This window comes from uncultured Bacteroides sp. (genome assembly GCF_902472605.1).
In the GTDB taxonomy this organism is placed as follows: Bacteria; Bacteroidota; Bacteroidia; order Bacteroidales; family Bacteroidaceae; genus Phocaeicola.
The window spans coordinates 1-17,836 of sequence record NZ_CABROP010000051.1 but is presented as its reverse complement, the minus strand read 5'-3'; the positions used below and the strand labels follow the sequence as shown (position 1 = coordinate 17,836).

The 17,836-nt window shown below is 47.4% G+C and carries 14 protein-coding genes; 11 read left to right on the top strand and 3 right to left on the bottom strand.

Going from position 1 to position 17,836, the window contains the following annotated elements:
- Positions 1–213: 213 nt before the first annotated feature.
- The gene (locus RDP42_RS11015; RefSeq protein ID WP_308763724.1) at positions 214–1,587 is read right to left on the bottom strand and encodes a TrpB-like pyridoxal phosphate-dependent enzyme; all 1,374 of its coding nucleotides are present in this window, start codon (positions 1,585–1,587) and stop codon (positions 214–216) included.
- A gap of 185 nt (positions 1,588–1,772) precedes the next feature.
- On the opposite strand from RDP42_RS11015, the gene RDP42_RS11010 reads away from it, so the two are divergent.
- Together RDP42_RS11010 and RDP42_RS11005 are read left to right on the top strand one after the other, a co-directional pair.
- Positions 1,773–3,602, top strand: a complete 1,830-nt coding sequence (locus RDP42_RS11010; RefSeq protein ID WP_308763723.1) for a potassium transporter TrkG — start codon at positions 1,773–1,775, stop codon at positions 3,600–3,602.
- Between the two features lie 3 nt (positions 3,603–3,605).
- Positions 3,606–4,295, top strand: coding sequence for a TrkA family potassium uptake protein (locus RDP42_RS11005; RefSeq protein ID WP_204476745.1), 690 nt, complete (start codon positions 3,606–3,608; stop codon positions 4,293–4,295).
- Between the two features lie 5 nt (positions 4,296–4,300).
- On the opposite strand, the gene mltG is transcribed toward RDP42_RS11005, so the two are convergent.
- A complete protein-coding gene (mltG, locus tag RDP42_RS11000) occupies positions 4,301–5,326 on the bottom strand; it encodes an endolytic transglycosylase MltG (protein WP_204476747.1) in 1,026 nt (341 codons plus the stop codon).
- A gap of 163 nt (positions 5,327–5,489) precedes the next feature.
- Here mltG and RDP42_RS10995 point away from each other — a divergent pair, with 163 nt between their 5' ends.
- The 6 genes from RDP42_RS10995 (at position 5,490) to pstB (ending at position 11,901) form a co-directional block, all read left to right on the top strand.
- On the top strand, positions 5,490–7,028 hold the full coding sequence (locus RDP42_RS10995; RefSeq protein ID WP_308763722.1) for an alpha-N-arabinofuranosidase: 1,539 nt from the start codon (positions 5,490–5,492) through the stop codon (positions 7,026–7,028).
- 241 nt (positions 7,029–7,269) lie between these two features.
- Entirely contained in the window at positions 7,270–8,265 is a 996-nt protein-coding gene (locus RDP42_RS10990) for a hypothetical protein (RefSeq protein WP_308763721.1), read from the top strand.
- A 52-nt stretch (positions 8,266–8,317) separates the two neighbouring features.
- Complete coding sequence (pstS, locus tag RDP42_RS10985) at positions 8,318–9,376, top strand: phosphate ABC transporter substrate-binding protein PstS (protein WP_308763720.1); 1,059 nt, start codon at positions 8,318–8,320, stop codon at positions 9,374–9,376.
- 19 nt (positions 9,377–9,395) lie between these two features.
- Entirely contained in the window at positions 9,396–10,253 is an 858-nt protein-coding gene (gene pstC / locus RDP42_RS10980; protein ID WP_204479197.1) for a phosphate ABC transporter permease subunit PstC, read from the top strand.
- Between the two features lie 20 nt (positions 10,254–10,273).
- Complete coding sequence (gene pstA, locus RDP42_RS10975) at positions 10,274–11,143, top strand: phosphate ABC transporter permease PstA (RefSeq protein ID WP_308763719.1); 870 nt, start codon at positions 10,274–10,276, stop codon at positions 11,141–11,143.
- Positions 11,131–11,901 (top strand): phosphate ABC transporter ATP-binding protein PstB, encoded by a 771-nt coding sequence (gene pstB / locus RDP42_RS10970; protein WP_308763718.1) that lies wholly within the window; start codon positions 11,131–11,133, stop codon positions 11,899–11,901. The genes pstA and pstB overlap by 13 nt, the downstream gene beginning before the upstream one ends.
- 84 nt (positions 11,902–11,985) lie before the next feature.
- Here the strand turns inward: pstB and RDP42_RS10965 are convergent, their stop codons facing one another.
- A complete protein-coding gene (locus tag RDP42_RS10965; protein WP_204476759.1) occupies positions 11,986–12,891 on the bottom strand; it encodes a PfkB family carbohydrate kinase in 906 nt (301 codons plus the stop codon).
- 244 nt (positions 12,892–13,135) lie between these two features.
- Here RDP42_RS10965 and RDP42_RS10960 point away from each other — a divergent pair, with 244 nt between their 5' ends.
- From RDP42_RS10960 to RDP42_RS10950, 3 genes are all read left to right on the top strand, one after another.
- The gene (locus RDP42_RS10960; protein ID WP_308763717.1) at positions 13,136–14,443 is read left to right on the top strand and encodes an inositol-3-phosphate synthase; all 1,308 of its coding nucleotides are present in this window, start codon (positions 13,136–13,138) and stop codon (positions 14,441–14,443) included.
- A 249-nt stretch (positions 14,444–14,692) separates the two neighbouring features.
- Positions 14,693–17,296 carry a DUF5686 family protein gene (locus RDP42_RS10955; protein WP_374046979.1) on the top strand — a complete coding sequence of 868 codons (2,604 nt, stop codon included), beginning with the start codon at positions 14,693–14,695 and terminating at the stop codon, positions 17,294–17,296.
- A 64-nt stretch (positions 17,297–17,360) separates the two neighbouring features.
- Positions 17,361–17,836: sigma-54 factor interaction domain-containing protein (locus RDP42_RS10950; protein ID WP_308763715.1), on the top strand; the 476-nt coding region annotated here is incomplete at its 3' end.

Below are 17,836 nucleotides of genomic sequence, written 5' to 3'. Positions count from 1 at the left end.
TCAATCTGATATAAAACGACAGAGGCCATCTCAATTCATTTTGAGACGGCCTCTTTTTTCGTTATTTTCAGGTGTCTGAGAAACCGTGTCAAAAACACAAGTACGTTTGTTCTTAAACGCAAGTGCGTTTCAACTCAAACGCCCTTGCGTTTTGATCAAAACGTCCTTGCGTTTTCTTCCAAACGCAAGTGCGTTTTTTCAGGTCCTCAAAAATCACTTCATATCCACTTGTGGCACATCTTCCAGGCTCTTTTCAATGTCTTCTTCCGTCAAGGAATAATTGGTCAGGTTGCCCGACAGATACTGGTCGTATGCGCTCATATCAATCAGTCCGTGACCGGACAGGTTGAAGAGGATGACTTTTTCTTCGCCTGTTTTCTTGCATTTTTCGGCCTCCTGAATGGTGGCTGCAATGGCATGGCAGGATTCCGGAGCCGGAATGATACCTTCAGCCTGGGCAAACAGGCAACCCGCCTTGAAGGTGTCAAGCTGTTCGATGTCGACCGCTTCCATCAAGTGGTCTTTCATCAGCTGGGAAACGATGACCCCTGCGCCGTGGTAGCGGAGACCTCCGGCATGAATGTTGGCCGGGGTGAAGTTGTGTCCCAAGGTGAACATCGGCAACAGTGGGGTATAGCCGGCCTCATCACCGAAGTCATATTCAAATTTACCGCGGGTCAGCTTCGGGCAGGAAGCCGGTTCGGCAGCAATATAACGTGTTTTCTTTCCTTCCAGGATGGTGTGGCGCATGAACGGGAAACTGATGCCGCCAAAGTTGGAACCCCCTCCGAAGCATCCGATGATGATGTCGGGATATTCTCCGGCCATCGCCATCTGCTTTTCTGCTTCCAGTCCGATAACCGTCTGGTGCAGGGTTACATGACTCAATACGGAACCAAGAGTATATTTACAGTTCGGGGTGGTCTGTGCCAGTTCGATGGCTTCCGAGATGGCTGTACCCAGTGAACCTTGGTGGTTCGGGCATTTGGTCAGGATATTTTTTCCGGCGCGGGTAGACATGGACGGAGAAGGAGTAACCTGTGCCCCGAAAGTCTGCATGATGCTGCGACGGTAAGGTTTCTGTTCGTAGCTGATTTTTACCTGATAGACGGCTGCTTCCAGTCCGAATACCTTGGCGGCGTAGGCCAAGGCGGCACCCCATTGTCCGGCTCCCGTTTCGGTCGTGATGTTCGTCACCCCTTCCTTCTTGCAATAGTAGGCCTGTGCCAAGGCTGAGTTCAGCTTGTGTGAACCGATGGGGCTGACGCTTTCATTCTTGAAGTAAATGTGGGCAGGTGTACCGATGGCCTTTTCCAGTCCGTAGGCACGTACCAGCGGGGTGCTGCGGTAGTATTTGTACATTTCTCTCACTTCTTCCGGAATTTCAATCCACGTATCGGTCTGGTTCAGTTCCTGGTGGCAGAGTTCCTTGGCGAAAATGGGATAAAGGTCTTCGGGTTTCAACGGCTCTTTGGTAGCCGGGTTCAGCGGCGGCATGGGTTTGTTGACCATGTCGGCTTGAATGTTATACCAATATTTTGGTATTTCATCTTCAGGCAAGATGAATCTTTTCTGTCTGTTACTCATAATTGCTTACTTTTTTTAAGGTTTCGCCAAAAATATGGAAATAAATGATAACAAACAACTCATTTTGCTTTTTTCTTATCACTTTTTGTCCCGGTGTCGGATTCTGGCAGATTTCCGGTATCGTGCCGTTCAAGTATATGGATTTTTCCATACATTTGTAGCCGTAGCTCAAAATGATATGACCGATGGACTATTGGGAACGACTTTACTTATATAAGAAAAAGCTGCTGGTGCCGCGCATCAACCGGTTGCTCAACTGGGTAATGGGAGTGAATTTCCTGTGTGGAGTGGTTTTTCTGCTCGCCATCGTCTATGAATATGGGTTCCGTATCTCGGCAGGAGAACAGGCGGCAATCCATACGGTGTATCATGTGCTTTGGGTGATTTTCCTGTTGAGCACCACGGTGCAGATTTTGTTCCGTCAGGAAGATTCACCCTTTAAGTTTACTCCTTGGACCTGGATACTGACCATTTTACTTTATCTCACGCTGTTGCCTGTCGTCTTCAAGAAACCGGAGGAGAGCACAGGAGTATATTGGGTGTGGGTATTCTTCCATCACAATTATTATAAAGGTGCGGTGTTGCTGCTGCTTTCGTTCTCGCAGCTCTCGGGCATATTGGTCCGGTTGCTGGGCAAGCGAACGAATCCCTCACTGATTTTGGCCGGAAGTTTTTTAGTGTTCATTTTCGTAGGAACCGGGTTGCTGATGCTGCCTCGGGCCACTTATCAAGGCATTTCTTTCATTGATGCGCTGTTCACTGCCACGAGTGCCACCTGCGTGACGGGATTGGTTACGGTGGATGTGCCTTCCACCTTTACGCTGGAAGGACAGGTATTGATTATTCTGCTGATTCAGATTGGTGGTTTGGGAGTGATGACGCTGACCAGCTTTTTTGCCATGTTTTTCATGGGAAACACTTCGCTCTACAACCAGCTGATGGTGGGCGACATGATCAGTTCCAATTCATTGAATTCTCTTCTCTCTACCTTATTATATATATTAGGGTTTACGTTGGCCATTGAAGGAGTGGGGATGCTGGTCATCTGGTTCAGCATTCACGGTACATTGGATATGAATCTGCGGGAAGAACTTTTTTTCTCGGCCTTCCATTCCGTGTCGGCTTTCTGTAATGCCGGATTCTCCACATTACCCGGCGGAATGAGCAATCCGGCCGTCATGCAGCATCACAACCTGCTCTATATCACGTTGGGGGTACTGATTGCACTGGGAGGCATCGGCTTTCCTATTTTGGTCAACCTCTATGAAACCGTGGCCTATTATCTGACGTACCTGAAATGGAGGGTAGTGCATCGTTCGGCGAGGTTCCGCAAGAAAGTGCATCTGTATAATCTGAACACCAAGATTGTGCTGGTAGCGACGGCCATCCTGCTGGTAGGAGGTACACTGGTCATTGCTGCCTTAGAGTGGAACCATTCGTTCACGGGTATGCCGGTGGTTGATAAGTGGGTGCATGCCTTCTTCAATTCCTCCTGTCCGCGTACGGCAGGTTTTGCCAGTGTGAGTCTTACTTCCCTGTCGTTGCAGACGTTGCTGCTCATGGTGGTACTGATGGTGATAGGAGGGGGCACACAGTCTACGGCTGGTGGAGTGAAAGTCAACGTGTGTGCCGTGGTACTGCTCAACCTGTGGGCGGTGATACGCGGTTCCGACCGGGTCGCCATTTTGCGGAGAGAACTTTCGCACGATTCCATCCGGCGTTCCAATGCGGCCATGATGCTCTATCTTTTCCTGGCTTTCGGGGCCATTTTTGTATTGAGTATGTTAGAGCCGCAAGCCAGCCTGCTGGCCATCATCTTTGAATGCGTGTCGGCCTTGAGCACTGTAGGTTCCAGCCTCAATCTGACCCCTACATTGGGTGATTCCAGCAAGTTGCTGGTCATTCTGATGATGTACGTGGGACGTGTGGGAGCATTCACCTTGCTCACCGGACTGGTGCGGCAGGAAAGGAAACGAAATTACAAATATCCAAGTGACAACATTATCATCAACTGACGTATGAAATATCTGATTATTGGTTTGGGACATTACGGAGGCATGCTGGCCATGGAGCTGACAGCCATGGGACATGAAGTGGCCGGAGCGGACATCAACAGCCAGCATGTAGATTGTGTGAAAGACCGTATGGCGACTTCATTTGTGCTGGATGCCACGGACGAAACAGCCCTTTCCGTACTTCCCTTGAAGAGTGTGGATGCAGTCATTGTGGCGATAGGCGACAATTTCGGAGCTTCAGTCCGCATCGTGTCGCTGTTGAAGAAACTGAAAGTGAAACATATCTATGCCCAGGCGGTCGACGAGATACACAAGGCCGTGCTGGAGGCTTTTTCCATCGACCGTATTCTGACTCCGGAACAGGATGCCGCCCGTTTGCTGGCCCAGCAGCTGGAGTTGGATGGAGGGGCCGAGCTGTTTCAAATTGATGAGAACACCTATGTGTTCAAGTTTGTAGTTCCTTCCAAATTGGTGGGCTATCATCTGAACGAACTGAACCTGGAACAGGAGTTCGAGATGAAGCTTATTTCACTGGTGCGTGGAAAAAAGGTGCAGAATTTCTTAGGAATCTCCGTCTTTGAGCGGGAAGTTTCCAATACCTTTCCTGAAGACTATGAATTGCAGCAGGGCGACGCACTGGTATGCTATGGTCCCTACGCCCGTTTCATGCAATTTTGGAAATCCGTCCGCTAATATTCTCAGCGGATGTTTCTCTTGTTCAGTGCCTGCTGGTAACGGCGTGCGTTGGCCTGATGTTCCGCAAAGGTAGCGGCAAAATTATGCGTCCCTGAGAAATCTTCCTTTGCACACATGTAGAGATAGTCATGCTGTGCATGGTTCAACACGCTTTCTATTCCTTGAATGGAGGCAATGCGGATAGGGCCGGGAGGGAGTCCGGTGTGTTTGTAGGTGTTATACGGGCTGTCGGCTTCCAGGTGTTTGTGAAGGATGCGTCGCAGTCCGAATTCCTGCAGGCTGAATTTCACGGTTGGGTCGGCTTGCAGCGGCATGTCGGCTTGCAGGCGGTTCAGATAGAGTTCGGCCACCATCGGCATTTCAGCCCGGTTGGCCGTTTCTTCCTCCACGATGGAGGCCAGGGTGCTTACTTCTACCGGAGTCAGTCCGGCGGCCTTTGCTTTCGCTTTCCGTTCGTCATTCCAGAAGTGGTTGTATTCTTTCTTCATGCGCTGGAAGAAATCTTTGGCCTGCGTGTTCCAGTACACCTCGTAGGTATTCGGAATGAAGAGTGCAGGAAGCGTTTCATAAGTGAATCCCAAAGAATCGCAGAAACTGCTGTCGCACATCAGCGTAAAAATCTCGGTCGAGTCGGCCATGAGCTGGCGGTCCAGTGAGTGCGCCAGGCGGGCCAGTGTACGGACGTTGGGGATGGTCACCTTGACCGGTGTCTGATATCCGCTGCTGAGGCGGCGGAACAAAGTCAAGGTGTTGGTATGCGCATCAAAGCGGTAAGCCCCGGTATGGATGTGTTGGTCGTACGACTTGAAGCGCGACAGCATTCGGAAGCCTGCCAGGTGTTTGCCGTGCAGGTCGCGTTGCAGTTTCACATAGACAGAATCGGCCGTATCGTCACGGTCTATATAAATAAAGGTAGGCTGTGTGAGATGAAGCGGTCGGTTGAACAGCAGACAGCAGATGCTGATGATTCCTGCTAAAAGGATGGCCGCAATGACAGCCCAGATGATAATCCGTTTTTTAGAATGCATATTGAATAAATTTGGATGCAAAAGTAGTAAGAAAACTTTGTATCTGGTATCAGGAGAGGGAAAGAATGTTCAAATTTCCTCCATAAAGTGGTCTGTTGTACACCTGGTGAGGATGAAATTTTTCTACTTTTGTGAAATAACAACGACAAAAAAATCAATAAGTATGAAAAATGCAATTCTTGGGTTGGCTCTTTTTGCCGCAATGCCTTTGTTTGCACAACAGAAGGCAACCGTGACTGTTCATCCGGAACAGGGAAAACAAATTATCAATAAAGAAATCTACGGCCAGTTTGCCGAACATCTGGGTACCTGTATTTATGGAGGTCTTTGGGTGGGAGAAGATTCTCCGATACCTAATATTAACGGGTATCGTAAGGACGTGTTCGAGGCGTTGAAGGCCTTGAAGGTGCCGGTACTCCGTTGGCCGGGAGGATGTTTTGCCGATGAATACCACTGGATGGATGGCATCGGTCCGCGTGAAAAACGTCCGCGTATGGTCAACAACAACTGGGGTGGAACTGTAGAAGACAACAGTTTCGGTACGCACGAATTCCTGAACCTGTGCGAAATGTTAGGATGTGAACCTTACATCAGCGGAAACGTAGGTAGCGGAAGCGTGGAAGAAATGGCCAAGTGGGTGGAATACATGACCTCTGAGCAGGGAAGCCCGATGGCAAAACTGAGAAAGGAAAACGGACGCGAAAAGCCGTGGAAGGTGAAATATTTCGGCGTTGGAAATGAAAGCTGGGGATGCGGAGGTAGCATGCGCCCGGAATATTATTCCGATTTGTATCGCCGTTATTCCACTTATTGCCGCAACTACGACGGTAACCGCCTGTTCAAGATTGCCAGTGGAGCCAGCGATTATGACTACAACTGGACCGAGGTACTGATGCAGAACATCGGACATCGGATGGACGGTATCTCCTTACATTATTATACCGTGTTAGGATGGAACGGAAGTAAGGGATCGGCTACCAAGTTCAACGACGAGGATTATTACTGGGCAGTGGGCAAATGCCGCGAAATTGAAGATGTGCTGAAGCGTCATATCGCCATCATGGATAAATACGACCCGCAGAAACAGATCGGACTGATGGTCGATGAATGGGGAACCTGGTGGGATGAAGAACCGGGCACCATCAGCGGGCACTTGTATCAGCAGAACACTCTGCGCGATGCGTTTGTGGCTTCTTTGAGTCTGGACATCTTCCATAAGTACACCGACCGTATCAAGATGACCAATATCGCACAGGTGGTCAATGTGCTGCAGTCCATGATTCTGACCAAAGACGACAAGATGGTGCTGACTCCGACTTATTATGTGTTCCAGATGTATAATGTACATCAGGATGCTACTTATCTGCCGCTGGATTTGCAGTGTGAACGGAAAATTGTACGCGACAACCGCATCGTGCCGATGGTCAGTGCCACCGCTTCACGTGACAAAGCCGGAGTGATTCATGTATCCTTGTCGAACATCGACCTGAAAGAATCGCAGGATATCACGTTGACTTTGGGTGACGTGAAAGCCAAATCAGTGACCGGACGCATTCTTACTTCAGCGAACATCGATGACTACAACACGTTTGAGCAGCCTGACAAAGTGAAGCTGGCCGACTTCAAGGGTGCCAAGCTGACCAAGAACGGGTTGGAAATCAAGCTGCCAGCCAAGTCTATCGTGACGCTGGAAATCAAGTAACCCGATTCACCTATTCTTTGGCTTGGTGAAGCTGAAGGATGGTAAGATATTGGGAATAAGCAGGATATCGTCTTCTGAATCAATCGTCTTCTTTGAGGCGTTGAGCTTTGGAAGGTGATATTCTGCTTTTGTAATATGTTTGTAACAGGGTGTTACATTTTCTTTAAGTGGATGACATCTGTTTGTAATACCAATTCAAGACCTTTGTGGTGTAAAAAATAAATCTCCAAATAAGATAAAGATGAAGAAAAGAATTTTATGGTTTTTGATGGCATGTGCCTGTGTTGCGGTGCCAACTTTTGCTGAGAGTAATCCCGACAAGTCGGAACCCGCCGAAAAAAAAGGTGCGGCTATTATTACCATCTATTCTGATGTGCATTCCGGTTTCGGACATGTGAATGATGACAGGGGATTTGGATTGGACCGTGCGTATTTAGGTTATCAATATAATTTGCCTCACGGCTTGCAGATGAAGGCAGTGGTGGACTTCGGTCAGTCGCAGGATGTCGGCGATTACCACCGTATTGGTTATATCAAGAATGCGCAAATCACGTGGAAGCAGAAAGGATGGACGCTGAATGCCGGATTAATCAGTACCACACAGTTCAAACTACAAGAAGATTTCTGGGGCAAACGTTATGTGATGAAATCTTTCCAGGATGAATACAAATTCGGAAGCAGTGCCGATTTAGCTTTTTCGGCAGCTTATCAGTTCAACAAGGTGGTGGCAGCCGATGTGATTGTAGCCAACGGCGAAGGGTATAAGAAAGTACAGGTGAAAGACGGACTTCAGTATGGGGCCGGTGTGACCGTGACTCCGGTAAAAGGACTGGTGATTCGTGCTTACGGTTCTTTCAATGAGGCTTCGGAAGATAACCTGAAAGGCATTACCAACTTGGCGGCCTTTGTGGGTTATAAAAATGAGGCTTTCTCGGTAGCAGCTGAATATAACTACCAGACCAACACCAAATATGTGGACGGTTGTGACCAGGATGGTGTGTCGGTGTATGCTTCGGCTCAGCTGAACAAGAAAATCGGTCTTTTCGGACGTTGGGACATGCTTTCTTCCAAGAATGACTGGAGCAAGGATACCGATGGAATGGCCGGTATGTTAGGAGCGGAATTCAAACTGGGCAAGTACGTGAAACTGGCGCCGAATTTCCGTCTGTGGGCACCGAAAGCCGATGGGGGCAAACTGGCCAGCTATGTGTACCTGAATGCTTCGTTTGCCATTTAAACCTGAATAGAAAAACAAATAGATTCATAACTTCTATAAAATGTATAACACAATGAAAAAGTTTTATTTGCCTTTAATTGCTGGAGCGATGGCTTTGTCACTCGCAGCTTGTGGTGGACAGAAATCTGCTAATGGACGTGAATCCGTGGAACTGACTGGTGCAGGAGCCACTTTCCCCTTGCCATTTTATAATATGTCATTCGAAAACTACAATGCCACTTCCGGCGATAAGGTGTCTTACGGAGGTATCGGTAGTGGCGGTGGTGTCCGCAACTTGAAAGACGGCATCGTAGACTTTGCCGGTAGTGATGCCTTCCTGAGCGATGACGAAATGAAAGAAATGCAGCCGGTGGTACACATCCCGACCTGTATGGGAGCCGTAGTGATGGCTTATAACTTACCGGATGTCGTGAAACTGAATCTTTCAGGTGACGTGATTGCAGATATCTATGCCGGCAAGATTACCGACTGGAACGATGCGCGTCTGCAGAAACTGAATCCGGACGTGACATTGCCGGCCAAGAAGATTATCCTGGCTTATCGTTCAGACGGTAGTGGTACTACCTTTATCTTCACTGATTATCTGTCAAAAGTCAGCGAAAACTGGAAGAACACTTACGGAGCTGGAAAGACGGTCGACTTCCCGGTAGGACAGGCAGCCAAAGGTAATCCGGGTGTGGCTGGAATCATTGCACAGACTCCTTACTCACTGGGATACATCGGTTCTGAATATGCCTTTGCACAGAAGATTGCGTATGCCAGCGTATACAACAAACGGGGTGAACTGGTAACTCCTTCTACAGAAAGTATCTCAGCTGCTGCCGGTGACATTCCGCAGGATACTCGTTGTTCCATTACAGATGCCGATGCAGCCGGAGCTTATCCTATCAGCTGCTTCACTTGGCTGTTGATTTACAAGGAACAGCACTATGCAGAACGTTCTTTGGATCAGGCAAAAGCTACTCTGGAATTGATGCAGTATATGCTGAGCGACAGCGTACAGCAGACTACCGCTACCGTACACTATGCTCCGCTGCCTAAGAAGGCCGTAGAGTTGAGTCTTCAGAATTTGAAAACTGTAACTTACGACGGACAGCCGATTCTTAAATAAACAGCTAAGAGGATAAGTTATGCAAGACAAGATTTTTAAAGTCTTACTTATCTTATCGGCGATTGTGATACCAGTCATTGGTGGGGGAATCATTTACTCCCTCACCGTTGACGCTTCTGGGGCTTTTGAAACATTCGGTTTCTGGCATTTCATTTTCTCGGATGACTGGGTGACCACCGCCGGTAAAGAAAGTTATGGCGCTCTTCCTTTTATTACAGGTACACTGCTGACCACGATATTGGCCTTGCTGATGTGTATACCTTTTTCTCTTCCTGTCGCACTGTTTACCGGTGAGTATTTCCGCGGAAAGAAAATCGCTGCCATTTTGGGGACAGTGATTGATTTGCTGGCAGGTATTCCTTCTATTATCTATGGTTTGTGGGGATTCTACGTGCTTCGTACGGTGTTCATGCACCTGAACTTGTCACCGCAAGGTTCCGGTATCTTGACTGCTTCGTTCGTATTGGCCATCATGATTGTGCCTTATGCGGCTTCACTGAGTTCAGAGTTCATCAAGATGGTGCCTTCCGATTTGAAGGAAGGAGCTTATGCCATGGGAGCCACCCGGGCAGAAGTGATCCGGAGAGTGATTTTCCCGATGGCCGGTTCCGGTATCTTTTCTTCTTATATTCTGGCAATTGGTCGTGCATTGGGAGAAACCATGACCGTGACCATGCTGATTGGAAACACGAACCAGATGCCCGATACGTTGCGTACTACGGGAAATACCATGGCGAGTATCATTGCCAACCAGTTTGGAGAAGCGGATGGTTTGAAACTGTCTTCCCTGATTGCCATCGGATTGCTGTTGTTCCTGATTACAGCGGTCATCAATATCATCGGTAAGATTCTGATTCGCCGTGCCCGTCATGTCTAACTTTCTAAAAAGAAGAATGTATGTTGTATGGAAATAATATAAAATTGCGTATTCTGAAAAGCCGGTTGCTCTACATCCTGGTATGTGTGCTGTCGGGTGTGACAGCCATTCCGTTGCTGGCCATACTGGGAGAAGTGCTGGTGAAAGGATGGAAGCAGTTAGGCTGGTCGTTCATTACGGAAGCCACGCCGAATGCCTACAAGGCAATGATGGCCGCTTCAGCTGGAGAGGCTATTCCGGGAGGAATTGCCAATGGTATTATCGGTACTTTCCTGATGTTGATACTGGCAGCCGTGGTCGCCATTCCGGTGGGAATACTCTGTGGTATTTGTCTTTCAGAATACCGAAAAAGCTGGTTTGCGGTAGTGGTCAGTTACCTGACTGACTTGCTGCAGGGAACCCCGTCCATCATTATTGGTATCATTACCTACATCTGGGTGGTGGTGCCGATGAAAGGATATTCGGCCATTGCAGGAAGTGTGGCTTTGTTCATCATGATGCTGCCGTTGATTATCCGTTCTACGGAAGAGACCATGAAGGTGCTCCCGGATACCCTGAAAGAAGCCGGTCTGGCTTTGGGTGGAAGCTACTGGCGGGTGATGCTGAAAGTGATGTTGCCCTCTGCATTGGGCAGTATCTTTACCGGTATTTTGCTGGCCATCTCACGTGTGGTAGGTGAAACGGCCCCGCTGATGTTTACGGCATTGGGTGGTGCAGCCATCAGTTGGAACATGACCAAGCCGATGTCGGCCGTGCCGTTGCTGATTTGGGAATTCTTCAACGACCCGAACCTGCAGAGCCTGATATGGGGAGCTTCCCTGTTCCTGTTGACTTTTGTGTTATGTCTGAATTTATTAGCTAAACGAATTGCAAAGAAATGGAAAATATAAAGAATCCGATTCTCCAGATAAAAGATGTGTGTATCTCTTATACCAGCAGTGTGATGGCCGTGAAGCATGTATCGGCTGACATTGAAAAGAATACGATTACGGCCATCATGGGGCCTTCGGGATGTGGTAAGAGTACCTTGTTGCGTGCGGTGAACCGTATGCATGAGTTATACAAGAATATCCGTGTGACGGGTGAGATTTTGCTGAACGGCGAGAATGTGCTGCAGATGCACCCGATGGAAGAACGCCGTCACATCGGTATGGTGTTCCAGCGTCCGAACCCTTTCCCGACCATGAACATTTACGACAATGTGCTGGCAGGATATATTCTGAACGGTATTCACCTGTCCAAGTCGCAGAAAGATGAGATTGTAGAACGCAACCTGCGGAACGTCTGTCTGTGGGATGAGGTGAAGGATGCCTTGACCAAACGGGGTACCTTCCTTTCCGGAGGACAGCAGCAGCGTTTGTGTATTGCCCGTTCGCTGGCGCTTCAGCCGGATGTATTGCTGATGGACGAACCGACTTCTGCCTTGGACCCGATTGCGACCAAGCACATTGAGGGCCTGATGGACCAGCTGAAGAAGGAAGTGACCATCTTGATTGTGACCCACAACATGTCGCAGGCGATGCGTATCTCCGACCGTTCCATGTTCATGTATATGGGTGAACTGATTGAATACGACGATACAGAAAAGATGTTTAAGAATCCGGTTGACGAACGTACCCGAGCTTATCTGACCGGTAAGATGGGATAATCCGGGGATTGATGACAGGTAAAAAAGAAAAGGGTTTGCATTTGGTTGCAAACCCTTTCTTTTTATGGTTTTGTCAATTGATTCTTATTTGGCAGCCAGTACTTCCGGTTTGGCCTTGTCTGTTTGCAGGATGTGCCAAACCTCTTCTTCCGTGCCGGAGAAAGGACCGGATTTTTCCAGTTTGATGGTCGACATAGCCGCTGCAAAGCATCCGGCTTCTGCATAAGAAGCTCCTTTGTTGCGCATGTACAAGTAGCCGAGCACATAAGTATCTCCGCATCCGGTGGCATCTACCACTTCTTTCGGGGCGTAGGCCGGAATCTTGTAGAATTTGCCTTCAGCATAGATCAGACTTCCTAAGCTTCCTAATGTCAGCAACACTTCCTTTACTCCCCATTGGGCCAGCTGGCGGGCAGCCTGCATCGGATCCTTGAATCCGGTCAGTACTTCTGCTTCGTGTTCGTTGACTTTCAGAATGTCAATGTATTTCAAGGCTTTTTTCTTTTCGTGCCAGTCTACAGGATAGACTTGTTCACCTTTCACTTCCCGCAAATATCCTTGTGCATCTACCGCCAAGGTACCTTTCTGGGCCAATTCTTTAACCACTTCCAATGGAAAATCGTCTGCCAGCAGACTTCCTAAATGGAAAATGCGTGCGTTTTCATCCTTGAGGGCGTCGGCAGTGAAAGGATCAGCTTTTGCCAATACACGCTGTGAACGGTTGTCCTGGTTTTCTTCGTATGTATTTTCGAAGTATACCGTATGACGGCTCGGAAGAACTTCTACCTGAAGCCCTTCTTTTCTCATTTCTTCCACAATGCCGTATTCACTGGGTGCAACCGCTGTGACCAGTTTGTAGTTTTTGAAGTCATGTAACCGGCGGATACCGTGAGAGAAATAATAGGAAGTGCCTCCCGGCATGTAAGTAGTTTGTTTTGGAGTCACAATCTTGTCTAATGTAATGTGTCCGATGCAACAAATATCATTCATGGGTTGGTTTGTCTTTTTATGCGTTTGCAAAGATACGGATAATTTTACTGTCTGAGGAAACAGTTGGTGGATTTTTCTTCTGATTTTGTGTCTTATTTTTACGTATATCTCAATAAAAGAGGCAGTAAAGTATGGGTTTAATCAAACAAAATTTTAACTTTGAGCAGTTTGTTCTTTTCGGAAAGGTACATGGCGATGGCTTTCTGAGAAGGAAAAAATAGAAAAGAAAAAAAGAAATTTAGAAATGGAAAAAATGAATGTGAAGCCCGCTGAAGGTAAGTTGGGCGTATTGTGTGTCGGTCTGGGAGCTGTGGCTACCACATTTATGACCGGCGTGTTAATGGTCCGCAAGGGATTGGCCAAGCCGGTCGGTGCGATGACCCAGTATGACAAGATTCGTGTCGGACGCGGAAAGGACAAGAAATACCTGCATTATGGAGAGATTGTTCCGATGGCCCAGCTGGATGACATTGTATTTGGGGCATGGGATGTGTATCCCGCCAATGCGTATGAATCGGCAATGAACTGCGAGGTGTTGCGTGAAAAGGACATTCTGCCGGTAAAGGAGGAGCTGGAAAAGATTGTCCCGATGAAAGCCGCTTTCGACCGGAATTATGCGAAGCGTCTGGATGGGGATAATGTGAAAGATTGTGCCACCCGCTGGGAGATGGTGGAACAACTGCGGGAAGATATCCGCAAGTTTAAGGCGGAAAATGATTGTGCGCGCGTGGTGGTGCTGTGGGCAGCTTCCACCGAAATTTATGTGCCGGTTTGCGAGGAGGTGCATGGTACCTTGTCGGCTTTGGAGAATGCGATGAAGCAGGACGACCGGGAGCATGTGGCTCCTTCCATGTGTTATGCGTATGCGGCGCTGGCCGAAGGTGCTCCGTTCATTATGGGAGCTCCGAATACGACGGTGGATATTCCGGCGATGTGGGAAATGGCTGAAAAAACTAAAATGCCGATTGCAGGCAAGGATTTCAAGACCGGACAGACGCTGGTAAAATCAGGTTTTGCCCCGATTATCGGCACACGTTGTTTGGGATTGTCCGGATGGTTCTCGACCAATATCCTGGGTAATCGTGACGGACTGGTGTTGGATGAACCGGCTAACTTCCACACGAAAGAAGTGAGCAAGCTTTCTACCTTGGAATCCATTCTGGTGCCGGAAAATCAGCCGGATTTGTATGCGGACTATTATCACAAGGTGCGTATCAATTACTATCCTCCCCGAAATGACAACAAGGAAGGATGGGATAACATTGACATTTTCGGCTGGATGGGCTATCCAATGCAGATCAAGATTAATTTCTTGTGTCGTGACTCCATTTTGGCTGCTCCGCTGTGTCTGGACCTGGTGTTGTTGAGCGATCTGGCAATGCGTGCCGGCCGTTACGGTATCCAGCGTTTTCTGAGTTTCTTCCTGAAGAGTCCGATGCATGATTATACGGAAGGAGAGATTCCGGTCAACCATTTGTTCCAGCAGTATGTCATGCTGAAAAATGCATTGCGCGAGATGGGAGGATATGAAGCCGATGAAGAGATAGATTGATTCGCAAGAATTTCTTTGATAGATGTTTTTCAGGTCGGCGGTGAATGTCTTGTTCACCGCCGGCTTTTTTGTCAGATGGAAGAAATTATATTCTATTATTCATAAAAAAGGTAAGAATATCGTTTTTCAGGGAGTGAAATTTGTAAGAGACCTTTACACTATGTACTTTTACAAAATGGTTAAGTGCGTATTACTTAAGTATTAAATTCAAGTATGATAAAAAGATTGTTTTTTTTACTTGTCTTGTGTATGGGAGTTGTGAAACTTTCAGCGCAGATAACTGGAGTTGTGACGGACTCTGAAACAGGCGATCCTATTCCTTATTTGAATGTATATTATGATGGAAAAGGGGTAGGAACCATTACGGATATAGATGGACAATATACGATAGCTTTTCACCTCGGATGGACTAAACTGACTTTCTCAATGGTAGGTTATGCTACGGAGGTGCGTAATGTGTCGGCCAATACCAAGAAGCTGGATGTGAAAATGAAGCCCGATTTGGTGTTGGATGAAGTCATCGTCAAACCGAAGAAAGAGAAATATTCCCGGAAGAATAATCCGGCGGTGGAAATGATGAAGAAAGTCATTGCAGCCAAGAAATTGAATGACTTGGGTGTCAACGATTTTTATCATTATAATAAGTATCAGAAGATTACTTTTTCCTTGAACAACATCACGACTGATTCTCTTCGGGAGTCTAATTTGTTCAAGAAGTATCCGTTCTTTCGCGACCAGGTAGAGGTCTGCGAGATAACGGGAAAGAACATATTGCCCATATCAGTGGATGAAACGGTGACAGAGAAGCTGTACCGTAAAAATCCTCATGACGAAAAGACATTGGTGAAGGGTATTAATTCTACGGGCGTGAACGAGCTGTTCAACACTGGTGATATGTTGTCTACCGTACTGAAAGACGTGTTCCAGGATATTAATATCTATCAGGACCGTTTCCGTTTCCTTCAGTATCCTTTCGACAGTCCGATATCGAATGCCGGAATCAATTTCTATAAGTATTATATTATGGATACGGTGATGGTGGACCGTGAGAAATGTTTCCACCTGACTTTCGTACCCAATAACTCGCAGGACTTTGGTTTTACGGGACATTTGTATATCCTGGCCGATTCGACTTTCCGGGTGAATAAATGTATCATGAATCTTCCTAAGAAGACCGACATCAATTTTGTGGACAACATGATTATCGAGCAGAAGTTCGGTCAGTTGGACACTGGAGAATGGGTGTTGATGGAAGATGACATGGTGTGTGAACTTTCTTACCTGAAGAAACTGCTGGGTTCGTTTCAGGTAAGGCGTACGACGCGTTACTCCGATTTTGGATTTGATGAAATCCCTGAGAAGATATTCAAGAAGAAGGGTAATGAGATAAAGGATGTGAATGCGATGATGCGCGATGATTCGTTTTGGAAGGAATATCGTCCGACGGAGCTGACGAAGTCGGAAGACAATATGGACTCGTTTGTGGACAATCTTGCCAAAATAAAAGGATTCAAGTACATCATGTTTGTGGCGAAGGCTTTCATTGAAAACTTCGTGGAAACCGGAGTGAAAGGAAGGCCCAGCAAGGTGGATATCGGACCGATCAATACCATGATATCCAGCAACTATATCGACGGACTTCGTTTGAGAGCTTCCGCGCAGACCACAGCCAATCTGAATCCGCATCTCTTCTTGAGAGGATACTATGCATACGGCTTTAAGGATGAAAAATCGAAATACAAGGCTGAAGTGGAATATTCTTTCAATAAGAAGGAATACCTGCCGCGTGAGTATCCGATTAATTCGTTGACCGTGTCGTATTCATACGATAACATGTTGCCGTCCGACAAGTTTATGGGTACAGACAAGGATAATGTGTTTACCTCCTTTAAAGTGACTACTGTCGACCAGTATAATTACGAACGGACGGCCAGCGTGAAGTATGAACTGGAAAAGGAAAGCGGCCTGAAAACCACGTTGATGCTGAAGCATACCAACCTGGAGGCCTGTGGAAAGTTGTTCTATCGTACCATGGCACAGGAAAATCTGTTGCAGCAGGCTTTGGCCTCGGGTGAACTGACGGGTACAGACTGGGTACGTTCTCCTTATAATACCAAAGATTTCTCGGTAGCGGAGGCTACATTAGCCTTCCGTTATGCTCCGGGTGAGACGTTTGTCAATACCAAGCAACGCCGTTTGCCGATTAATCTTGATGCGCCGGTATTTACCTTGCAGCACACATTGGGACTGAAAGGAGTATTGGGCAGTGATTATACGTACAACATGACGGAGGTAAGTCTCTACAAGCGCTGGTGGCTGAGTTCCTGGGGAAACATCGATACCTGTGTGAAGGGAGGAATCCAGTGGAACAAGGTGCCTTTCCCGCTGTTGATTATGCCGGCTGCCAACTTGTCTTATATTATTCAGGATGAAACGTTCAGCTTGATTAATAACATGGAGTTCTTGAACGACCGTTACGCTTCTTTGGATGTATCGTGGAATTTGCAGGGAAAGATTTTCAACCGTATCCCTTTATTGAAGAAGTTGAAATGGCGTGAGTTTATCGGCATAAAATGTTTATGGGGACAATTGACGGACAAGAATAATCCGTTACTCCCTCAGAATGCCAATGATACGGAATTGATGCTGTTCCCGGGACATTACGATGCGGCTGGCAACTTCCATACTTCAAGCTATGTGATGGATCCCAAGAAGCCTTATGTGGAGGTAAGTGCGGGCATTCATAACATCTTCAAATTGTTGCATGTGGAATATGTGCGCCGATTGAACTACAACGACCTACCAACTGCCAGCAAATGGGGTATCCGCTTCATGATTCGAACGGTCTTCTAATTTTTACTAAATGCATGGACGGGTTTCAAACTTTTTGTAATTTTGTCATATAATCGAGGAATATATGGTAAAATCAGAAATACAAAGCGTGAAACTGCGGTTCGGCATTATCGGGAACTGTGAGGGGCTGAATCGGGCAATTGACGTGGCGATGCAGGTTGCACCTACGGATTTGTCTGTGTTGGTGACGGGTGAAAGCGGTGTCGGAAAGGAAAGTTTTCCGCAGATTATCCATCAGTTTAGTCGGCGGAAACACGGTCCGTATATTGCGGTTAACTGTGGGGCCATACCGGAAGGTACGATTGATTCGGAATTGTTCGGACACGAGAAAGGAGCTTTTACAGGTGCCATTAGTGACCGTAACGGATATTTTGCCGAGGCGAATGGAGGGACCATCTTTCTGGATGAAGTGGGAGAGTTGCCGCTTTCTACGCAGGCTCGTTTACTTCGTGTACTGGAGACGGGAGAATATATTAAAGTAGGTTCTTCCAAGGTACAGAAAACGGATGTACGTATTGTGGCTGCCACGAACGGGGGGTT

Coding starts and splice junctions, on each gene's coding strand:
- RDP42_RS11010 (WP_308763723.1), top strand. CDS start 1,773: ATGGACTATTGGGAACGACTTTACTTATATAAGAAAAAGCTGCTGGTG.
- RDP42_RS10960 (WP_308763717.1), top strand. CDS start 13,136: ATGGAAAAAATGAATGTGAAGCCCGCTGAAGGTAAGTTGGGCGTATTG.
- pstB (WP_308763718.1), top strand. CDS start 11,131: ATGGAAAATATAAAGAATCCGATTCTCCAGATAAAAGATGTGTGTATC.
- RDP42_RS10990 (WP_308763721.1), top strand. CDS start 7,270: ATGAAGAAAAGAATTTTATGGTTTTTGATGGCATGTGCCTGTGTTGCG.
- mltG (WP_204476747.1), bottom strand. CDS start 5,326: ATGCATTCTAAAAAACGGATTATCATCTGGGCTGTCATTGCGGCCATC.
- RDP42_RS11005 (WP_204476745.1), top strand. CDS start 3,606: ATGAAATATCTGATTATTGGTTTGGGACATTACGGAGGCATGCTGGCC.
- RDP42_RS10965 (WP_204476759.1), bottom strand. CDS start 12,891: ATGAATGATATTTGTTGCATCGGACACATTACATTAGACAAGATTGTG.
- pstC (WP_204479197.1), top strand. CDS start 9,396: ATGCAAGACAAGATTTTTAAAGTCTTACTTATCTTATCGGCGATTGTG.
- pstA (WP_308763719.1), top strand. CDS start 10,274: ATGTTGTATGGAAATAATATAAAATTGCGTATTCTGAAAAGCCGGTTG.
- pstS (WP_308763720.1), top strand. CDS start 8,318: ATGAAAAAGTTTTATTTGCCTTTAATTGCTGGAGCGATGGCTTTGTCA.
- RDP42_RS10955 (WP_374046979.1), top strand. CDS start 14,693: ATGGGAGTTGTGAAACTTTCAGCGCAGATAACTGGAGTTGTGACGGAC.
- RDP42_RS11015 (WP_308763724.1), bottom strand. CDS start 1,587: ATGAGTAACAGACAGAAAAGATTCATCTTGCCTGAAGATGAAATACCA.
- RDP42_RS10995 (WP_308763722.1), top strand. CDS start 5,490: ATGAAAAATGCAATTCTTGGGTTGGCTCTTTTTGCCGCAATGCCTTTG.